This window comes from Janthinobacterium sp. TB1-E2, from assembly GCF_036885605.1.
Classification (GTDB): Bacteria; Pseudomonadota; Gammaproteobacteria; order Burkholderiales; family Burkholderiaceae_D; genus Janthinobacterium; species Janthinobacterium aestuarii.
Genome location: NZ_CP142523.1, coordinates 711,465 through 732,025, shown reverse-complemented (window position 1 = coordinate 732,025; position 20,561 = coordinate 711,465). Strand labels below are relative to the sequence as shown.

Sequence of the window (20,561 nt, the reverse complement as noted above, 5' to 3'; positions counted from 1 at the left end):
TTAAATCGCCGGCGCTTTCACGCTGGCCGCTTGCTTGAAGAAATCGTAGATGCCGCTCTCGCTCATGCGGCGGGCATTTGCCAGTTCGCCGCCCTTGGTGGCGTACAGCACCTGGTTATTGTCGCTCGATACGAGCACGGCAGCCGGGATGCCTTTCTTGAGCGGATTGCCATAGGCTTGCGCCACATCCAGGTTATGGTCGAAGTTACCCACGTCGACCTTGACGACCTTGAACTGCTGCTGCATCAATTCCGCGTTCTTGCCTTCCTTCAATGCCTTGTCGAGCGCGCGGCAATCCTCGCACCAGTTGGCGCCAAAGATCAGCAAGACAGGCACGTGCGCCGCCTTCGCTTCGGCCAGCGCACGGGCCACATCGGCCTTGGCATCGGCCGCCGCGTTGTACGGCAGGTGCGGCGTGGCGACGGGGTTAGCCGGTGTCGGCGCGGCGGCAACGGCGGTGCCGGCAAGCAGCAGGCTGGCAAGGAAAAGAGAAAAGCGCATGCGGGCTCCTGAAAAAAAATCGTGAGGCCAGCTGAACAGCTGTCAGCTGGCGTGATTGTCTAGAATATGCCTGCTTATGGGAAATATCCACCATTTAATTGCACTGTGCTTATGCGGAAAAGGTATAAGCAACACCAAGGAGTAGCCGCTTGAGCATGCCAGATACCCTGCCCCCAACCTTGTCCGGCGCCGTTCGCATGCTACGCAGCGCCTATCCCGCTGGCATTCCCGACTCGGCGTATTTCGCCGTATTGGCCCTGCTGTATGAACACTTTTCCGACCGCAACCTGGCCGAGCTGATGGCCGCTGTAATGGGCAAGGATGCGGCGGTGGTCCTCAATGACATCTATGCCTGCGCCAGCAGCAAGCCGGCACCTTCCGCCATCGCGGCCTCCAGGAACTTGTTGGAGCAACACGGCTTGCAAGCGGTCTGTGCCGAAGATTGATGCCTGCAGGCAGCGAAATGGAACGCATGGGATAATATCGGGCTCACACTGAGCAACGCGATCCGAACGCGCCCTCCTCCATGACGACTTCTTTCCTGGCACGCTGGCTGCCGCAACCGAACAACGGCAGCCGCCGCGAACAATTACGCGCGTGTGCGGGCGCCATCTGCGGCTTGCTGCTAACAGGCCTGATCTGCCATTTCCTGCTGGCCCCCGACAGCGCCAGCGTCTACCTGATCGCGCCCATGGGCGCCTCTGCCGTGCTGCTGTTCTGCCTGCCGGCCAGCCCGCTGGCGCAACCGTGGTCCGTGGTGGGCGGCAACGTCATCTCCGGCCTGGTCGGCATGGCCTGCGTGAAATGGCTGGGATCGAGCGTGGGCGTGGCGGCGCTGGCCGCCTGTCTGGCCATCGGCGCGATGTTTGCCCTGCGCTGTCTGCATCCGCCGGGCGGCGCCGTGGCGCTCACCACGGTGGTTGGCGGCGCCAGCGTGCATGCGGCCGGCTTTGAATTCGTCTTCATCACCGTGCTGTTCAATTCCGCCGTGCTGGTCGCTTGCGCCGTGCTGTACAACAACCTGACGGGACGCCGCTACCCGCACATCCAGCAACTGGTGGCGCCGCATCCGCACGATACCAAGGATAACGTGCCCAGCAACCGCCTGGGCTTTTCTCCGGATGACCTCGATGCCGTCTTGCGCCAGCACAGCGAAGTGCTCGATATCAGCCGCGACGATTTGCAAGCGATCTTCCTGCAAACGGAAATGCGCGCCTACCAGCGCCGCTTCGGCGTCGTCACCTGCGCCGACATCATGTCGAAAGACGTGCTCAGCGTGGAGTTCGGCACGCCACTCGATGTTGCCTGGCGCACCATGCGCGAGCACCAGGTGGGCGCCCTGCCCGTGCTGAACCGGGCGCGCCGCGTCATCGGCATCATCACGCAAACGGATTTCCTGCGCCACGGCGGCCTCGACGATTATCAGGGCATGCGCCAGCGCCTGCGCGGCCTGCTGCAACGCAGCGGCCTGTCCCATAGCGACAAGCCGGAAGTGGTGGGGCAGCTGATGACGCCATCCCCGCACACGGCCCGCCTGGGCACGCCCATCATCGATCTGGTTCCCCTGATGGCCGACGCCGGCTATCACCACATTCCCATTCTCGACGATGAAGAGCGCCTGGCCGGCATCATCAGCCAGTCCGACCTGATGGCGGCCCTGTACGAAAGCCGCTTTGCCGAGGCGGCCGCATGACGCCATTCCAGGCACTGCTGAGCGGCCCCGACGGCGGCCCGGCGGGCACGGCCGTCAGCGCGCATTTTTTCGGCAGCCAGCTGGCTATCGATGCGCCCGGCCATGGTGTCGACGTGGCGCAGCTGGTCGTCAGCGTGGGCGGCGTCGATGGGCCGGAACTGTTCCTGAACTGGCTCGACGAACAAGGACGGCAAGCCTCGCTGAAACCGCTGACGGCGAGCGACATCGCCATCGTCTTGCGCGAAGCGCCGGCCGCGCTGCAGCCGCAACTGCAGCGTTTGTGGGGCGAGCGCCAGCGCAACCGGCGGCAGGTGTCGGGCTGGCTGGCCGGTTTGACGGGCGCGACCGTCGTCGCGGCGGCCCTGCTATGGTGGCAAGGCGGCCATGCCGTCGGCGCGCTGGCAGGATTGATCCCCTTGTCGACGGAAAAACAGCTGGGCGAACTGGCCCTGTCGCAAGTGCGCGCGCAGGGCGGCATCAGCGAAAGCGGCGTGGCGCAGCAGACGGTGCAGGAGATCGGCCGCAAGCTGACGGCCGGCTCGCGCTACCAGTACCGCTGGCTGATCAAGAACGACGACACGGTCAACGCGTTTGCTATGCCGGGTGGCATCATCGTCGTGCATACGGGCTTGCTGCGCCAGGCCGCCGACCCGGGCGAGTTGGCCGGCGTACTCGCGCATGAAGTGCAGCACGTGGAGCAGCGTCATTCGCTACGGCAAATGATCAGCAGCCTGGGCTGGGGCGCCCTCGTGGGCGTGACCATCGGCGACATCAGCGCCGTGGCCGCCATGCTGGCGCACCAGGCCGGCACCTTGTATTTCAGCCGCGACATGGAAGAAGAGGCGGACCGTCTCGGTTTGCTCGCCTTACAGCGCGCGCACATCCGTCCCGACGGCATGCTCAGTTTTTTCCAGAAACTCGATGACAAGGACAAGGCCAAGGTACCAGGCTGGATTTCCTCGCACCCGCAAACGGCGGCGCGCGCGCAGCAGATCCGCAGCCTGATCGCCGCCACGCCCTGCCCTGCTTGCCTTCCCTTGAGCAGCAGCCACTGGCAAGCGATGAAAGCGGCCCTGCCGCCTACGGCAAAATAGCAACATTCCTCTCGTACAATTTATCCAAACGTACTGGGCAATGGCGTATGCTTACGCCCCGGCTGCTCCATCGCGACCGGCCGCCCCGACCCACAACGCCTCCGTTCATTCCCTCCTTACAAAGGACATCGCGCATGAAGCATCGTTTTGCCGCCGGCACCCTCGGCACCCTGGCCATCTCCCTGTTGCTGGCCTACGCGCCCATGGCGCAAGCGGCCCAGCCCGCAGCCAAAACAGCCGTCGCGCCCGCCGTCAGCGCGCCGAAAGCAAAGCAGCAGCTGCAAGTGCTGGCCGACACATACTACGATGCGCTGGCCCGTTTCGAGCCGATCAATGCCACCGAGAGCGGCGACAACCGTTTTGATGACCAGCTCGGTTCAGCCATCGTGCCCGCCGCGCGCGCAAAACAGTTCGCCCTGTACCGCCAGTACCAGAAGACCCTGCGCAGCATTGCCCGCGCGCAGCTGTCGCACCAGGACCAGATCAACTACGACATCCTCGACTATGAACTGGCGACGGCGCTGAGCTTCGAGCGCTTCCCGGAATACCTGCTGCCGCTGAACCAGATGGACAGCATGCCCGTCACCCTCGCCAATTATGCGGGCGGCGAGGCATCGCAGCCTTTGACAACGATCAAGGAGTATGACGCTTACCTGAGCCGTATCGGCCAGTTGCCGGGCTGGATAGACCAGGCCATCGCCAACATGAAAGTCGGCATGCAAAAGGGCATCGTGCTGCCGAAGGCGCTGACGGAATCGGCCCTGCCGCAATTCAAAAAGCTCGTCAGCGCCACGCCGCAGGACAGCGTCTATTACACGCCGATCAAGAACTTGCCGGCCAGCTTTTCCGACGCGGACAAGGCGCGCCTGACGCAAACCTATACCGTCATCATCGAAGCCAAGCTGATGCCGGCGCTGCAGCGCCTGTCCACCTTCATGGAGCGCGATTACCTGCCGGCCGGCCGCACGAGCAGCGGCTGGAGCGCCCTGCCCGATGGCGCCGCCTGGTACCAGGCGCGCGTGGCCAGCAGCACCACCACGGATCTGAAACCGGAGCAGATCCACGCCATCGGCTTGAAGGAAGTGGCGCGCATCCAGGAACAATACGCGATCGTGGGCCCGAAGATGGGCTACAACGGCCCGGCCGCCGGCCTGCCCGTATGGGTATCGGAACAGGCGAAATACCGCCCGTTCAAGACGGAGCAGGAAGTGCTCGACGTCTACCGGAAACTAAACGTGCTGCTCGACAGCAAATTGCCCGCCCTGTTCACCCTGGTGCCAAAGGCGCCGCTGGACTTGCGCCTGGAACCTGAACTGAGCCGCGACACGGCCGCCGATCACTACACGGCGCCGGCCGCCGACGGTTCGCGCCCCGGCGTGTTCTGGTCCGTCGTCACGGATCCGAAACTGTATGGCGACACGGGCATGACCACCCTGTTCCTGCACGAAGGCAAGCCGGGCCACCATTTCCATCTGGCGCTGGTGCAAGAGATGGACTTGCCGAACTTCCGCCGCTTCGGCGGCAACAATGCCTTCACGGAAGGCTGGGCCCTGTATGCGGAAACCCTGGGCAAGGAAATGGGCCTGTTCGAGGATCCGGCCCAGTATTTCGGCCATTTGAACGACGAGATGCTGCGCGCCGTGCGCCTGGTGGTCGACACGGGCTTGCACACCAAGGGCTGGACGCGCGAGCAGACCATCAAGTACATGCGCGACACCCTCGGCTATGACGCCGTGGCGAAAAGCGAGACGGAACGCTACATGGCCTGGCCGGGCCAGGCGCTGGGCTACAAGATCGGTTCGCTGAAGATCGTCGAACTGCGCCAGCGCGCGCAGCAAGCCTTGGGCGACAAATTCAGCCTGCCGAAGTTCCATGAAGTGGTGCTGAGCGACGGTACGCTGCCCCTGAAACTGCTGGAAGCCAAGGTCGACCGGTGGATCGCGCAGCAGAAGTAAGCTAGTCGCTTTCCGCTACAACGGCAGCGCCAACCGGGGCTGCCGTTTTTTTTCGTGCCGATGCTTGATCTGGCGCAGATCCAGCGCATCTCACGCACGCCTGCCGGAACGCGTACCAAACGATGCTGCCTAATTCCCATACACAGAAGGGAGGCAGCATGCAAAACGAAGACATCAGCGATGGCGCTACGGCGCGTCCGCCAACGTGGCGGCAGCAGTCAGAAATGCCAGCGGAAACATCCGGCTCGTCCGGGAATGGGCACGACGCCATTCTTCACTACACGAGCGCGCGCGTCCAAGGCGATGGACGGCTGCAGCGGCACATTCCCGACGATACCGCGCATGGCAACCATGGCCTGATCACGGCACTTGGCTGGCTCAGCATCGGACTGGGCCTGGTCCAGCTGGTGGCGCCGCGCGGGCTGGCGCGGGCCAGCGGCTTGCGCGGCGTCTCGTCTGTCTGGATACGCGCCATCGGCCTGCGCGAAATGGCTTGCGGTGTCGCCTTGCTGCGCGGAGAAAGCAGGCCGGCATGGCGCTGGTCGCGCATCGCCGGCGACGCCATGGATCTGTCGCTGCTGGGCGTGGCCATGACCAGCCGGCGCAATGCGCGCACGCGCCTGGCGGCGACGGCAGCCGTGGTGGCAGGCGTGACGGCCATCGACTATATCGCCAGCGCACAACTGGCGCCGCGCAAGCTGAGCGAACTGCCCGCGCCCGGCGAAGAGGGGCTGGCGCTGCAAAGGAGCGTGATCGTCAACCGTTCCGCCGACGAATGCTACCGCGCCTGGCGCGACCTGGAAAACCTGCCCCGCTTCATGCCAGGCTTGCAATCGGTGCAGATAATCGATGCGCGCCGCTCGCGCTGGCACAGCGTCGAAGGCGAGTGGATAGGCGAACTGACAGACGAGCGTCCGGGCCAGGGCATGCGCTGGCGCGCGGCGGAAAATCATGCGGAAACGGGCGCGCTGGAACTGTCGCCCGCACCGGGCGGGCGCGGCACCGTGGTCACCATGCAACTGCAGATGCAGGCGCCGGTCGGCAAGGTGGGCGCGGCCGTGGCCGGCCTGTTCAGCCAGGCGCCTGCCTACAAGATCGAGACCACCTTGCGCCGCTTCAAGCAGTGGATGGAAACGGGCGAAGTCAGCACCATCGAGGGCCAGCCGTCAGGCAAGCGCAGCTTCAAGACGCGCTTGCTGCACAAGGCTGGCGGCACGGTATCTTCCCCCCGACCGCAAGCAAACGGAGGTGTGTCATGAAAGCCAACTGCTGGCACGGCAAGCGCGACGTACGGATCGAACAGGTGCCCGATCCCGCCATCCTCAATCCCGGCGACGCCATCATCAAAGTCAGTTCCACGGCCATCTGCGGTTCCGACCTGCACCTCTACAATGGCGTCGTGCCCACAATGGAACAAGGCGATATCCTCGGCCATGAGTTCATGGGCGAGGTGGTGGAGGTGGGCTCCGCTGTGCGCAAGCTCAAGGTGGGAGATCGGGTGGTGGTGCCGTTTCCCATTGCCTGCGGACGCTGCTTCTTTTGCGAGCAACAGCTGTACTCGGTGTGCGAGAATTCCAATCCGAACGCCTATATGGCGGAAAAGATGTGGGGCCACTCGGGCGCGGGCATCTTTGGCTATTCCCACCTGACGGGCGGCTATGCGGGCGGCCAGGCCGAATATGTGCGCGTGCCGTTTGCCGACGTCGGCCCCATCAAGGTACCGGACGAGCTCAAGGATGAACAGGTGCTGTTTCTCTCGGACATACTGCCGACCGGCTACATGGCGGCCGAAGCCTGCGCCATCACGCCAGGCCAGGTGGTGGCCGTCTGGGGTTGCGGCCCCGTGGGGCAGTTCGCCATCCAGAGCGCTTTCCTGCTCGGCGCCGAGCGCGTCATCGCCATCGACCATTACCCGGAACGCCTGCGCATGGCGCGCGAACTGTCCGGTGCGGAAACCCTGCATTTCGATGCCGTGGACGTGCCCGATGCCCTGCGGGAAATGACGGGAGGACGAGGCCCCGATGCCTGCATCGATGCCGTCGGCATGGAAGCGCACGGCTCCGGCGTCAGCTATATCTACGACCGCCTCAAGCAGACGATGAAATTGGAATCGGATCGTCCCACGGCCCTGCGCGAAGCCTTGATGGCGTGCCGCAACGGCGGCGTCGTCTCGGTGCCAGGGGTATATGGCGGCTTCAGCGACAAGATTCCGTTTGGCTCCATCATGAACCGTTCATTGACCATCAAGACGGGCCAAACACACGTGCAGCGCTACATGCAGCCACTGCTGGAACGGATACAACGGGGCGAGCTCGATCCCGGCGCCATCATTTCCCACCACTTGACCCTGGACGAAGCGCCGCACGGCTACGAAATCTTCCAGAAGAAACAGGAGCAATGCATCAAGGTCGTGCTGCATCCGGGCCCCTGACTGCGCTGGCAGACAGCGCGGCAGGGCCAGGCGAACAATGCGCTGATCTCGGACGAGCTCAGACGAGCAGCGCGGCACTCATCGAACGCACTTCCTCGGCCGATTCGGCGAGGATGCTTTGCAAAGTCTCGTTATCGATAATGAAATCGATGACGGAATCGGAGGGCGTGAGCATTTCCACATACGTCACCTGCAACGGCGACTGCACGGGCGACAGTTGCTTGGCCAACAACAAGGTGTCGAGCAGGGAGTCGGGCGGAATCGACAGCAAGCCATCGCGCAAGCCTTCGATGGCTTCGCTCACGGCCAGCGGGATCAAAAGCTTCTTCATGACTTCGCGGGAAATGATTTCTTCTGCGGACTCCATCCAGTGATCCGCATCGTCGTCGAGCAGGCCGGGAAATTCGTCGGCACGCGACAACAGGTAAAAACCGCCCACCTCATGCACGATGCCGGCGAACAGCGCCGTGTCGGCATCGACGTGCGTCACGCGGCGGGCAAGCACGTGCGCCAGCGCCGCCACGTGGGCCGTGTGCTCCCACAGCTGGGCCGCCTTCTGGCGCAGGACGGGGTCGATGATCTTGCTGCCGAACTGGCGCACCACCATGGCCGCCACCAGCGCGTACAGATTGCGGTAGCCCATGCGCATGACGGCGGCGCGTACGCTGGTCACGGGCGCCGCATCGCCGCGGCTGTAGACGGCCGAGTTGGCCAGCGCAACCGTGCGCGCCGCCAGCAAGGGTTCGGCCAATACCAGCTTGATCGCATGGTCGATATGGCAGTCCGGTTCAGCCAAAGCCAATTGCAATTGCAGTGCGGAATTAACGCTCGTGGGAAACGTTAATTCACCGCGCACCGCTTGGGAAACAATTAAACCGAAAGCCTGTAGTTTATTCATCATACGATCAATCCGCCTCAGATATTATTCTGGCCAACAATTTCATGCATCAGAAATTGAATGCCAGGCCCGGCCTTTAGAATACAGATGGCATGTCATTCGCTTGTAATGAAGAATCCGGTAATGCCAGCGCATGCAATAGCGATTCATCGCCGATGACAAACAACTTCGGCTGTTGTAATACCTGCAGCAGAAATGGCTGGCCTTCACGTAGCCGCCGGCGATAATCGGCCAGCGTATATAGGTTGGGATTGATTTTACGCCGTAAGGTTCGCTCGGCCGGCGCCAATCCCGTCAACAGATCGCCATAATTGGCTTCTTCACCCACCAGCAGCAAATCGATGGCGCTGCCGGGCATGTCCTGCCCCTTCGCCGTGGCGCCCGACACGAATGCCAGGTGCAGCTGGGCACGCAAGGGCGCCAGAGTCATGCTTAGTACACCGACGATGCCGAAGGTTTTCTGCACCAGTCCGCTCAACTCCGGATACACGAGGCTTTCCTTGTTGGGCCAGAAGCGCCGCACATTGCCGATCCGTTCGGAGGTAATCAGGCCGGACTCATGCAGCCGGCGTAGTTCCCGCTGCGCCGACGCGCTGCCCAGCCCCGTCAAGCGCATGATCTCGTTCAAGTGAAAGCCTTCATTCACGCGGACAAAGAGCAGTCCCAGCAGTTTCTGCTGGGCGGGAGTAAACAGGGCTTGGGCAATCATGCGCCAGATATTAGCATGAGCGCACTGGAAATTGGCGTGGCAAGTGCGCTTTTGCTACGCTACAACAGAGTGTGCCGGCATGACGGCATCGTGCATAATCGCCATGGTTGCGCACTCCCGAACGATCGGAAAACGGCGTGCCCTCTCACACTTGCAGTCACCGACGCACCGTATTTTCAGGGGAACACTTGTATGTCATCAGCCACCAGCAGCCTGGTCGGGTTTGTCGGAGGACAGCTTGATACGGCGGCCTTTGAACACCTTTTATATGAAGACGCAGAAACAGAGCGCCTGTTGTCAGCGCAGCCGGCGCCCAGGTATGCGCACGCGGGGCACACGCTGTATCACTATCTGATATCGCTCGACCTACACAATCCGGCGGACGTGCTGAACGCGCAGGGCGCCCTGGCCGAGTTTTTGCACGCCGCCGGGATTCCGCTATTCGTCTCGGAAAAGCCTGGCCAGCTGCACGCGCTTTTACTGGCGGCGCAGCCGAAGTGGCTGGATGTGGATCTGGCCTATGTGGCGGCACTGCTGGACAAGGCACCGCCACATGCGAAAAAAAGTGAACGGACGCAGTGGCTGCGGGCGCAATTGCTCGCGTTATTTCGCTATGCGAAGAAGCCGCCCCGTTGGCTGCAAGCGCCCAACTGGCCCATCGAGGCGCACGGTCCGCTAGTATTTTTGGGACAACTCCCGGTGGACGACTATTTTCATGACGAGGCCGCCGTCTATGTGTTTTACGATGCCAGCAAAAACGAGTGCCGATCAATACTGCAGACTTGCTGACGCCATGGCGTTCCTGGGCGCGGCTTCCTGTTTGCGTGTGTGCTGGAAGGCCGCAGTCATGGACATAAAAAACGGCACCAGGAATTTCTCCCTAGTGCCGTGCTTATCAGCGAACAGCGCAGATTCATATTTTAATAAGTTAAATAATTAGCGAATGACCGTTGAATGACATACGCAATAAATCTTTCTATTACCTGGAATTTCTATCAATTAAATGATTAAAATTTCCAGGAAAATAAAGCGGACGACATCCATGCGATTGCAATTAACTATAAATTGTACGCTGCTCGATAAAGATGACGCTTCGTCGTGTGTTGCCGGTTTCGATAGCCAAAAGATCGTCGGTGGTTTCACCGGCCAGGGTGGCTTTATCGGCCAGCAGCGGGGCTTGACTCTCAACCACTTCCCACGTCTCTTTCTCTTTGCATGCACGGTGGAAGGCCGCAGTAACGGACATAAAAAAACGGCACCCGAAGGTGCCGTTTTGTCAGCTAGCAGCGCAGATTACGCTTCGTCGCCGTGGTGTTGCCGGGTTTCGATGGCCAGCAGATCGTCGGTGGTTTCACCGGCCAGGGTGGCTTTATCGGCCAGCAGCGGGGCTTGACGCTCAACCACTTCCCACGTCTCTTTCTCTTTGCGTGCACGGTGGAAGGCCGCAGTAACGGACATAAAAAAAACGGCACCCGAGGGTGCCGTTTTGTCAGCTAGCAGCGCAGATTACGCTTCGTCGCCGTGGTGTTGCTGGGTTTCGATGTCCTGCAATGCTTCTGCAGCTTCGCCAGCCATCGAGGCTTTCTCGGCCAGCAGCAGCGCTTGACGCTCTTCCACTTCCCACGCTTCTTTCTCTTTGCGTGCGCGGTGGAAGGCCAGGCCCGTACCGCCAGGAATCAGACGGCCGACGATGACGTTCTCTTTCAGGCCGCGCAGACCATCGCGCTTGCCCATGATCGCCGCTTCGGTCAGCACGCGGGTGGTTTCCTGGAACGATGCGGCCGAGATGAACGAATCGGTCGACAGCGATGCCTTGGTAATACCCAACAAGACGTTTTCGTAGGTCGCTGGAATCTTGTTCTCAACGGCCATGCGATCGTTCTCGTCCAGCAGTTCCGAACGCTCTACCTGCTCGCCAACGATGTAGTTGGTGTCGCCGGCATTGACGATCTGAACACGGCGCAGCATCTGACGCACGATCACTTCGATGTGCTTGTCATTGATCTTCACGCCTTGCAGACGGTACACGTCTTGCACTTCGTCAACGATGTAACGTGCCAGCGCTTCGATACCCAGCAGGCGCAGGATGTCTTGCGGATCGGCCGGGCCGTCCACGATCATCTCGCCCTTGTTCACGACTTGGCCGTCATGCACCAGCACTTGTTTGTCCTTGGTGATCAAGAACTCATGCTTGTTGCCGTCCATGTCCGTGATTTCCAGACGCTGCTTGCCCTTGGTTTCTTTACCGAACGCAACCGTACCCGTGACTTCCGCCAGCATACCGGCATCTTTCGGCGAGCGCGCTTCGAACAGTTCCGCAACGCGTGGCAGACCACCGGTAATATCGCGCGTTTTTTGCGATTCGGTCGGAATACGTGCCAGCACTTCACCAACCGATACCTGTTGACCGTCCTTGACCATGATCAGCGCGCCGACCTGGAAGCCGATCGCCACCGAGTGTTCGGTGCCGGCGATCTTGACTTCTTCGTTCGCGTCGTTGATCAGCTTGACTTGCGGACGCAACGTTTTGGTCAACGAACCGCGACGTTTCGCATCGATCGCCACCAGGGTGGACAGACCGGTCACTTCGTCGACCTGACGGGCCACGGTGACGCCTTCTTCGACGTTCTCGAAACGCACTTGACCGGCGTATTCGGTAATGATCGGACGGGTCAGCGGATCCCACGTTGCCAGGGCCGTACCGGCCTTGATGACCATGCCGTCCTTGACGATCAGGGTCGCACCGTACGGTACTTTGTGACGCTCACGCTCACGGCCATGGTCGTCGGTGATCAGCACTTCGCCGGAACGGGAAATGACGATTTGCGCGCCCTTGCCGTTCGTCACGTAACGCATGGTTGCCGTGAAGCGGATGGTACCGTTCGACTTGGCTTCCACCGACGATGCCACTGCCGCACGCGATGCCGCACCACCAATGTGGAACGTACGCATGGTCAGCTGGGTACCAGGCTCACCAATCGACTGCGCTGCCACCACACCGACGGCTTCGCCGGCGTTGACCAGCATGCCGCGACCCAGGTCGCGGCCATAGCACTTGGCGCACAGGCCGAAGCGCGTGTCGCAAGTCAGTGGCGTACGGACCTTGACTTCATCGATGGACAGACGCTCGATCTCTTCGACCATGTCTTCGTCCATCAAGGTGCCGGCTTCGTACAGCGTTTCCTGGGTTTCAGGATTGACGACGTCATGTACCACCACGCGGCCGAGGATACGGTCACGCAACGGTTCGATGACTTCACCACCTTCGACCAGTGCCTTCATGACGGCGCCGTTCATGGTGCCGCAATCATCTTCGATCACCACCAAGTCTTGCGTCACGTCAACCAGACGACGCGTCAGGTAACCGGAGTTAGCCGTTTTCAGCGCCGTATCGGCCAGACCTTTACGAGCGCCGTGGGTCGAAATGAAGTACTGCAAAACGTTCAGACCTTCGCGGAAGTTCGCGGTAATCGGCGTTTCGATAATCGAGCCATCCGGTTTGGCCATCAGACCACGCATACCGGCCAACTGGCGAATCTGGGCTGCGGAACCGCGCGCGCCGGAGTCGGCCATCATGTAAATGGCGTTGAACGATTCTTGCGTCGACTTGGTGCCGTCGCGGCGGATCACGTCTTCGACTTTGAGCTGGTCCATCATGGCCTTGCCGACTTCATCCGAGGTTTTGCCCCAGATATCGACTACCTTGTTGTAACGCTCGCCGGCGGTCACGAGACCCGAGGCGTATTGCTGTTCGATCTGCTTGACTTCCGATTCGGCCGTCGCGATCAGGGTGACTTTTTGAGGCGGTACCAGCATGTCGTCGACGCAGATCGAGATACCGGCGCGTGTCGCCAGACGGAAACCCGATTGCATCAGTTTGTCTGCGAACACCACGGTGGCGCGCAGGCCGCACTTGCGGAACGACGTGTTGATCAGCTTGGAAATTTCTTTCTTTTTCAGCGCGCGGTTCAGGACGGAGAACGGCAGGCCTTTCGGCAGAATTTCCGACAGGATCGCACGGCCGATCGTCGTTTCGTAACGCGTTACCGTTTTCTCGAATTCGCCCGTTTCGGCGTTTTTCGGGTATTCGGTAATACGCACGGTGACGCGGGTCGTCAGTTCGACTTCCTTGTTGTCGTAGGCGCGGATCACTTCCGACACGTCAGGGAACATCATCCCTTCGTTCTTCGCATTGATCGCTTCGCGGGTCGCGTAGTACAGACCCAGCACGATATCCTGGGAAGGAACGATCGATGGTTCGCCGTTCGACGGGAACAGGATGTTGTTCGATGCCAGCATCAGGGTGCGTGCTTCCATCTGCGCTTCGATCGACAGAGGAACGTGGACCGCCATTTGGTCACCGTCAAAGTCGGCGTTGAATGCGGCGCAGACGAGCGGGTGCAGCTGGATGGCCTTGCCTTCAATCAGGACTGGCTCGAACGCCTGGATACCAAGACGGTGCAAGGTAGGTGCGCGGTTCAACATGATCGGATGTTCACGGATCACGTCTTCCAGGATGTCCCATACGACCGGCTCTTGAATCTCGACCAGCTTTTTGGCGGCCTTGATCGTGGTAGCCAGACCCATCAGTTCCAGTTTATTGAAAATGAATGGCTTGAACAGTTCCAGCGCCATCAGTTTCGGCAAGCCGCACTGATGCAGTTTCAATTGCGGGCCCACGACGATGACCGAACGACCGGAGTAATCGACGCGTTTGCCCAGCAAGTTTTGACGGAAACGGCCGCCCTTGCCCTTGATCATCTCTGCCAGCGATTTCAGCGGACGCTTGTTGGCGCCGGTCATCGCTTTGCCGCGACGGCCGTTGTCCAGCAGCGAATCGACTGCTTCTTGCAGCATGCGCTTTTCGTTGCGCGTGATGATCTCTGGAGCGCGCAGCTCCATCAGGCGTTTCAGACGGTTGTTACGGTTGATGACGCGGCGATACAGATCGTTCAGATCCGAGGTCGCGAAACGGCCACCGTCCAGCGGTACCAGCGGACGCAGTTCCGGCGGCAGCACTGGCAGCACTTCCATGATCATCCAGTCAGGCTTGATGCCCGAACGTTGGAACGCTTCCAGCACTTTCAGGCGCTTCGCGTATTTCTTGATCTTGGCTTCGGATTTCGATTCCTTCAGTTCCACGCGCAGGGTTTCGGCATCGCGGTGGATGTCGATCGAGCGCAGCAGTTCACGGATACCTTCGGCGCCCATGAACGCGGTGAAGTCGTCGCCGTACTCTTCGTACTTGGCGGCGTAATCGTCTTCCGACATGATCTGGCACTTTTTCAGCGGAGTCATGCCTGGATCGGTCACGACGTATGCTTCAAAGTACAGCACGCGTTCGATGTCCCGCAGGGTCATGTCCAGGACCATGCCCAGACGCGACGGCAGCGATTTCAGGAACCAGATGTGCGCGGTCGGCGAGGCCAGCTCGATGTGGCCCATGCGCTCGCGGCGCACTTTGGCCAGGGTGACTTCGACGCCGCACTTTTCGCAGATCACGCCGCGGTGTTTCAGGCGCTTGTACTTGCCGCACAGGCATTCGTAATCCTTGATCGGGCCAAAGATCTTGGCGCAGAACAGGCCGTCGCGCTCAGGCTTGAAGGTACGGTAGTTGATGGTTTCCGGCTTCTTGACTTCGCCGTAGGACCACGAACGGATTTTCTCAGGCGAAGCGAGACCGATCTTGATTGCATCGAAGGTCTCGTTGGTCTGTACTTGCTTGAATAGATCGAGCAGTGCTTTCATGTATCACTCCAGAGGTGATTAAATTTCTATATTCCTGAGACTACATTGCCCGGCGTGGTTTCCCAGCCGGGCTTTGTGTTTCCCAAACCAAATGACAGGGTGCTGTCGTTTAGTTGCGTTCGAGGTCGATATCGATACCCAGCGAACGGATTTCCTTGACCAGCACGTTGAACGATTCCGGCATGCCGGCGTCGATCACGTGGTCGCCCTTGACGAGGTTCTCGTACACTTTGGTACGGCCATTCACGTCATCGGACTTGACGGTCAACATCTCTTGCAAGACATACGACGCGCCATACGCTTCCAGTGCCCAGACTTCCATCTCACCGAAACGCTGACCACCGAACTGGGCTTTACCGCCCAGTGGCTGTTGCGTCACCAGCGAGTAAGGACCGGTCGAACGCGCATGCATCTTGTCATCAACCAAGTGATGCAGTTTCAGCATGTGCATGACGCCGACAGTGACCTTGCGCTCGAACGCTTCACCGGTGCGACCGTCATACATGGTCACCTGGTTTTTCGAAGCGGTCATGCCCAGGTTCTTGGCGATGTCGTCCGGATACGCCAGGTCCAGCATGCGGCGGATCTCTTCTTCGTTGGCGCCGTCGAACACTGGCGTGGCAAATGGAACACCTTTTTTCAGGTTTTCCGCCAGCTTCATGATCTCTTCGTCGTCGAAGTCGTTCAGATCTTCCGCGCGGCCGTTGTCGTTGTAGATCGTCGTCAGGTACTTGCGCACTTGCTCGACCTTGGTTTGCGCCTTCAGCATTTCGCCGATGCGGATACCCAGACCCTTGGCAGCCCAGCCCAAGTGAGTCTCGAGAATCTGACCAACGTTCATCCGCGAAGGAACGCCCAGCGGGTTCAGCACAACGTCGGCTGGCGTGCCGTCGGCCATGTATGGCATGTCTTCCACAGGAACAATACGGGAAACCACACCCTTGTTACCGTGGCGACCTGCCATCTTGTCGCCCGACTGCAGGCGGCGTTTCACGGCCAGGTACACCTTGACCATTTTTTGCACGCCTGGTTGCAGCTCATCGCCTTGCGTCAGTTTCTTGCGCTTCTCTTCGAAGGCCAGATCGAACTGGTGACGCTTCTCGTTGATCGATTCCTTGATCGCTTCCAGCGCTACCGCTGCATCGTCGTCCGCAGGGCGGATGTCGAACCAGTGGTATTTATCCAGATCGGCCAGGTATTCCTTGGTGATCTTGGCGCCTTTGGCCAGCTTTTTAGGGCCGCCGTTGACAACTTTGCCGATCAGCATTTTTTCCAGACGCTGGAAGGCATCGCCTTCAACGATACGCATCTGGTCGTTCAGATCCAGACGGAAGCGTTTCAGTTCGTCATCGATAATTTGCTGGGCACGCTTGTCGCGCACGATGCCTTCACGGGTGAAGACTTGCACGTCGATCACGGTACCGATCATGCCCGAAGGCACGCGCAGCGACGTATCTTTCACGTCCGAGGCTTTTTCGCCGAAAATCGCGCGCAGCAGCTTCTCTTCCGGGGTCAGCTGGGTTTCGCCCTTCGGCGTCACTTTACCAACCAGGGTGTCGCCGGCTTGGACTTCAGCGCCGATGTAGACGATACCGGACTCATCCAGACGTGCCAGCTGATTTTCAGCCAGGTTCGAGATGTCGCGCGTAATTTCTTCCGCGCCCAGTTTCGTGTCACGGGCCACCACCGACAACTCTTCGATGTGAATCGAGGTGTAGCGGTCGTCCTTGACGACGTTTTCCGAGATCAGGATCGAATCTTCGAAGTTCAGACCATTCCATGGCATGAAGGCCACGGTCATGTTCTGGCCCAGCGCCAATTCACCCAGGTCGGTCGATGCGCCATCGGCGATCACGTCGCGCTTGGCAACACGGTCGCCCACTTGCACGATAGGACGCTGGTTGATGTTGGTGTTCTGGTTCGAACGGGTGTACTTGATCAGGTTGTAGATGTCGACGCCCACTTCACCAGCGGTCGCTTCGTCATCGTTGACGCGAATCACGACACGGCCCGCATCGATGTAATCGACGATACCGCCACGCAGCGCTTGCACGGTGGTGCCCGAGTCGACCGCAACGGTGCGTTCGATACCGGTACCGACCAGCGCTTTTTCCGGACGCAAGCAAGGCACAGCCTGGCGTTGCATGTTGGCGCCCATCAATGCACGGTTCGCATCATCGTGTTCGAGGAACGGAATCAGCGAGGCAGCGACGGAAACGATCTGGCCTGGGGCCACGTCCATGTACTGGATGCGCTCCGGGGAGACCAGGATGGTTTCGCCAGCTTCACGGGCCGAGACCAGTTCATCGGACAGCATGCCGGCGTCGTTGATGGTCGCATTCGCCTGAGCGATGATGTAGCGGCCTTCTTCGATGGCGGACAGGTAGTCGATCTGATCGGTAATCTTGGAGCCTTCGACCTTGCGGTACGGGGTTTCCAGGAAGCCGTATTCATTCAGGCGGGCATACAACGCCAGCGAGTTGATCAGACCAATGTTCGGACCTTCCGGTGTCTCGATCGGGCAGACGCGGCCGTAGTGGGTCGGATGCACGTCGCGCACTTCAAAGCCGGCGCGTTCGCGTGTCAGACCGCCGGGTCCCAGAGCCGATACGCGGCGCTTGTGGGTAATTTCCGACAGAGGATTGGTTTGGTCCATGAACTGCGACAGCTGGGACGAACCGAAGAACTCGCGAATCGCGGCCGAAATCGGCTTCGAGTTGATCAGGTCGTGCGGCATCAGGTTGTCCGCTTCGGCTTGGCCGAGGCGTTCCTTGACGGCGCGCTCAACACGCACCAGGCCGGCGCGGAATTGATTCTCGGCCAGTTCGCCCACGCAACGTACGCGACGGTTACCCAGGTGATCGATATCGTCGACTTCGCCGCGGCCATTGCGCAGTTCCACGAGGATCTTGATCACGGCCAGCACGTCTTCGTTCGACAGGGTCATGGCGCCGGTCAGTTCATCGCGGCCAATGCGGCGGTTGAACTTCATGCGGCCCACGGCCGACAGGTCGTAGCGGTCCGAGTTGTAGAACAGGCCATTGAACAGCGCTTCAACGGAGTCTTCCGTTGGCGGCTCGCCTGGACGCATCATGCGGTAGATCGCCACTTTCGCGGCCATCTGGTCGGCGGTGTCGTCGATACGCAGGGTTTGCGAGATGTAGGCGCCCTGATCCAGGTCGTTCGTGTACAAGGTCTGGATTTCGGAAATGTTGGCATCGCGCAGGCGGCCCAACAGATCTTCGGTCAGCTCATCGTTCGCGGAAGCGACGACTTCACCGGTGTCGCCATCGACGATGTTCTTCGCCAATACGCGGCCCAGCAGGTAGTCTTCCGGTACGGAAATGTGCTTGATGCCGGCAGCTTCGATATCACGCACGTGTTTCGCGTTGATACGCTTGTCTTTCAGCACCAGGGTCTTGCCCGACTTGTCGACGATGTCGAAACGCGCCACTTCGCCGCGCAGACGTTCGGCGACGAATTCCATTTCCGCGCCTTCGGAGCGCAGGTTGAAATTGTCGAAGACAAAGAAATTGGCCAGGATTTGCTCATGCGACATGCCGATGGCTTTGAGCAGGATCGTTACTGGCATCTTGCGGCGGCGGTCGACGCGGAAGAACAGGATGTCTTTCGGGTCGAACTCGAAGTCCAGCCACGAACCGCGGTAAGGAATGATACGCGCGGAGAACAGCAGTTTGCCGGACGAGTGGGTCTTGCCGCGGTCATGCTCGAAGAACACGCCAGGCGAACGGTGCAGCTGGGAAACGATAACCCGCTCCGTGCCGTTGATGACGAACGAACCGGTGGTCGTCATGAGCGGCAATTCGCCCATGTAGACTTCCTGTTCCTTCATCTCTTTGACGACGGGTTTGGTTGGCGATTCCTTGTCCAGGATCACCAGACGCACTTTCGCGCGCAGCGGCGACGCGAACGTCAGGCCACGTTGTTGACATTCTTTGACGTCAAAGGCAGGATCGCCGAGAACGTACGACAAGAATTCGAGACGCGCAAAACCATTGTGCGACACGATAGGGAAAATCGAAGTGAAAGCCGACTGCAGGCCATCATTCTTGCGGCCGGACGGTGCTATGTCCTCTTGCAAGAAGCTATGATAAGACTCGAGCTGGGTCGCCAGCAGGAACGGAACGTGGTGAACGTTGGCGCGCTTCGCGAATGATTTGCGAATGCGTTTCTTCTCAGTAAATGAGTAGTGCATGGACACTCCGTGAGTGACAGAAAGGATAGAAAATTCAGGTTTTGCAAGTGTTCGTTTGCACCGCTGCGTGTGACACAGACGAAACCTCAAGGCTCTGCTTTCCGGCTTGAATCGAATAAAAACTGCTGCTACAACTACATGACAAATACGATGCAGACGACAAAGGAGCCAAAGTCGGATTTCCCCCCTTGCGAGGGGAAACCTCAGACTTTGACTCGGGCGCTAACTGCCGCCGGTACAGATATTACTTGATCGAAGCGGTTGCGCCGGCTTCTACCAGTTTCTTCTGTGCTGCTTCAGCGTCAGCTTTCGACACTGCTTCTTTCACAGTTTTTGGTGCGCCATCGACCAGGTCTTTAGCTTCTTTCAAGCCCAGGCCGGTGATTTCGCGAACTGCTTTAATAACGCCAACTTTGTTTGCGCCGAAGGTGTCAAGGATGACGTTGAATTCGGTTTGTTCTTCAGCAGCTGCTGCTGGGCCTGCTGCAGGACCGGCCGAAGCCATCGCTGCTGCGGACACGCCGAATTTTTCTTCGAATGCTTTAACCAGGTCGTTCAGGTCCATTACGGACATGGCGCTAACTGCTTCCAGGATATCGTCTTTGCTAATTGCCATTTTGAAACTCCTAAATTTATTACGTTAGTTACATCAGATTGGTACTGAGAGAAAAAAGCGCGCGCAATTAAGCGGCTGCTGGGGCTTCTTCTGCTGCTGCTTCTGCAGGAGCTTCGGCGCCTTCGCCTTTTTTCGCTGCCAGGGCAGCCAGACCACGTGCAAAGCCCGAAACCGGAGCCAGCATAACGCCCAACAACTGCGAAATGAGGACTTCACGGCTAGGAATGCTCGCCAACGCGGTGACAGCAGCTGTATCCAGCGGCTTGCCTGCGTAGTTACCTGCTTTGATGACCAGTTTGTCGTTGGTTTTAGCGAAGTCAGCGATGACTTTAGCTGCTGCAACGGCATCGGCCGAGATCGAGTAGATCAACGGGCCGGTCATGGCATCTGCCAGGCTGGCGAATGCGGTACCTTCAACGGAGCGACGAGCCAGAGTGTTTTTCAACACACGCAGGTACACGCCTTGGGCACGCGCTTTAGCACGCAGTTGCGTCAAGTGACCAACCTGGATGCCACGATATTCGGCCACGACGATCGTTTGCGCATTTGCTACTTGTGCGGAAACTTCGGCGACGACGGCCTTTTTGTCATTCAGATTGAGACTCACGGTCAACCTCCTTAAATGATGTTCGGCAATCACAACCGAGTGGTTGAGCGCCTTGCATCGGTTCGAACACGGCGTCCGAAGTCAAGAAGTACT

The 20,561-nt window shown here is 59.7% G+C and carries 16 protein-coding genes; 7 read left to right on the top strand and 9 right to left on the bottom strand.

Going from position 1 to position 20,561, the window contains the following annotated elements:
• Positions 1–501, bottom strand: coding sequence for a thioredoxin family protein (locus OPV09_RS03265; RefSeq protein ID WP_034753151.1), 501 nt, complete (start codon positions 499–501; stop codon positions 1–3).
• A gap of 155 nt (positions 502–656) precedes the next feature.
• On the opposite strand from OPV09_RS03265, the gene OPV09_RS03260 reads away from it, so the two are divergent.
• From OPV09_RS03260 to OPV09_RS03235, 6 genes are all read left to right on the top strand, one after another.
• Positions 657–947 carry a DUF3349 domain-containing protein gene (locus OPV09_RS03260; protein ID WP_139248496.1) on the top strand — a complete coding sequence of 97 codons (291 nt, stop codon included), beginning with the start codon at positions 657–659 and terminating at the stop codon, positions 945–947.
• An 80-nt stretch (positions 948–1,027) separates the two neighbouring features.
• The gene (locus tag OPV09_RS03255; RefSeq protein ID WP_070301656.1) at positions 1,028–2,194 is read left to right on the top strand and encodes an HPP family protein; all 1,167 of its coding nucleotides are present in this window, start codon (positions 1,028–1,030) and stop codon (positions 2,192–2,194) included.
• Positions 2,191–3,288, top strand: a complete 1,098-nt coding sequence (locus OPV09_RS03250) for a M48 family metallopeptidase (RefSeq protein WP_338680525.1) — start codon at positions 2,191–2,193, stop codon at positions 3,286–3,288. The genes OPV09_RS03255 and OPV09_RS03250 overlap by 4 nt, the downstream gene beginning before the upstream one ends.
• Before the next feature lie 134 nt (positions 3,289–3,422).
• The gene (locus tag OPV09_RS03245) at positions 3,423–5,243 is read left to right on the top strand and encodes a DUF885 domain-containing protein (RefSeq protein WP_338680524.1); all 1,821 of its coding nucleotides are present in this window, start codon (positions 3,423–3,425) and stop codon (positions 5,241–5,243) included.
• A gap of 158 nt (positions 5,244–5,401) precedes the next feature.
• Positions 5,402–6,502 (top strand): SRPBCC family protein, encoded by a 1,101-nt coding sequence (locus OPV09_RS03240; protein WP_338680522.1) that lies wholly within the window; start codon positions 5,402–5,404, stop codon positions 6,500–6,502.
• Positions 6,499–7,674 carry a zinc-dependent alcohol dehydrogenase gene (locus tag OPV09_RS03235; RefSeq protein ID WP_034753144.1) on the top strand — a complete coding sequence of 392 codons (1,176 nt, stop codon included), beginning with the start codon at positions 6,499–6,501 and terminating at the stop codon, positions 7,672–7,674. The genes OPV09_RS03240 and OPV09_RS03235 overlap by 4 nt, the downstream gene beginning before the upstream one ends.
• A 58-nt stretch (positions 7,675–7,732) precedes the next feature.
• On the opposite strand, the gene OPV09_RS03230 is transcribed toward OPV09_RS03235, so the two are convergent.
• Positions 7,733–8,572, bottom strand: coding sequence for an HDOD domain-containing protein (locus OPV09_RS03230; RefSeq protein WP_034753622.1), 840 nt, complete (start codon positions 8,570–8,572; stop codon positions 7,733–7,735).
• Positions 8,573–8,648: 76 nt separating this feature from the next.
• Positions 8,649–9,200 carry an ArsR family transcriptional regulator gene (locus OPV09_RS03225; protein WP_331779118.1) on the bottom strand — a complete coding sequence of 184 codons (552 nt, stop codon included), beginning with the start codon at positions 9,198–9,200 and terminating at the stop codon, positions 8,649–8,651.
• 96 nt (positions 9,201–9,296) lie between these two features.
• Between OPV09_RS03225 and OPV09_RS03220 the strand changes: the two genes are divergently transcribed.
• Positions 9,297–10,070 carry a hypothetical protein gene (locus OPV09_RS03220; RefSeq protein WP_338680520.1) on the top strand — a complete coding sequence of 258 codons (774 nt, stop codon included), beginning with the start codon at positions 9,297–9,299 and terminating at the stop codon, positions 10,068–10,070.
• Positions 10,071–10,335: 265 nt separating this feature from the next.
• Here the strand turns inward: OPV09_RS03220 and OPV09_RS03215 are convergent, their stop codons facing one another.
• From OPV09_RS03215 to rplJ, 6 genes are all read right to left on the bottom strand, one after another.
• Entirely contained in the window at positions 10,336–10,527 is a 192-nt protein-coding gene (locus tag OPV09_RS03215; RefSeq protein ID WP_338680519.1) for a hypothetical protein, read from the bottom strand.
• Positions 10,528–10,574: 47 nt separating this feature from the next.
• The gene (locus OPV09_RS03210; protein ID WP_331779115.1) at positions 10,575–10,739 is read right to left on the bottom strand and encodes a hypothetical protein; all 165 of its coding nucleotides are present in this window, start codon (positions 10,737–10,739) and stop codon (positions 10,575–10,577) included.
• A 48-nt stretch (positions 10,740–10,787) separates the two neighbouring features.
• Positions 10,788–15,029, bottom strand: coding sequence for a DNA-directed RNA polymerase subunit beta' (gene rpoC / locus OPV09_RS03205; protein ID WP_034753138.1), 4,242 nt, complete (start codon positions 15,027–15,029; stop codon positions 10,788–10,790).
• Positions 15,030–15,138: 109 nt separating this feature from the next.
• Positions 15,139–19,245: a DNA-directed RNA polymerase subunit beta gene (rpoB, locus tag OPV09_RS03200; RefSeq protein ID WP_046682083.1), complete on the bottom strand. Its 4,107-nt coding sequence runs from the start codon at positions 19,243–19,245 to the stop codon at positions 15,139–15,141.
• 244 nt (positions 19,246–19,489) lie between these two features.
• Complete coding sequence (rplL, locus tag OPV09_RS03195; protein WP_034753136.1) at positions 19,490–19,861, bottom strand: 50S ribosomal protein L7/L12; 372 nt, start codon at positions 19,859–19,861, stop codon at positions 19,490–19,492.
• 67 nt (positions 19,862–19,928) lie between these two features.
• The gene (gene rplJ, locus OPV09_RS03190; protein ID WP_034753621.1) at positions 19,929–20,468 is read right to left on the bottom strand and encodes a 50S ribosomal protein L10; all 540 of its coding nucleotides are present in this window, start codon (positions 20,466–20,468) and stop codon (positions 19,929–19,931) included.
• Positions 20,469–20,561 lie beyond the last annotated feature (93 nt).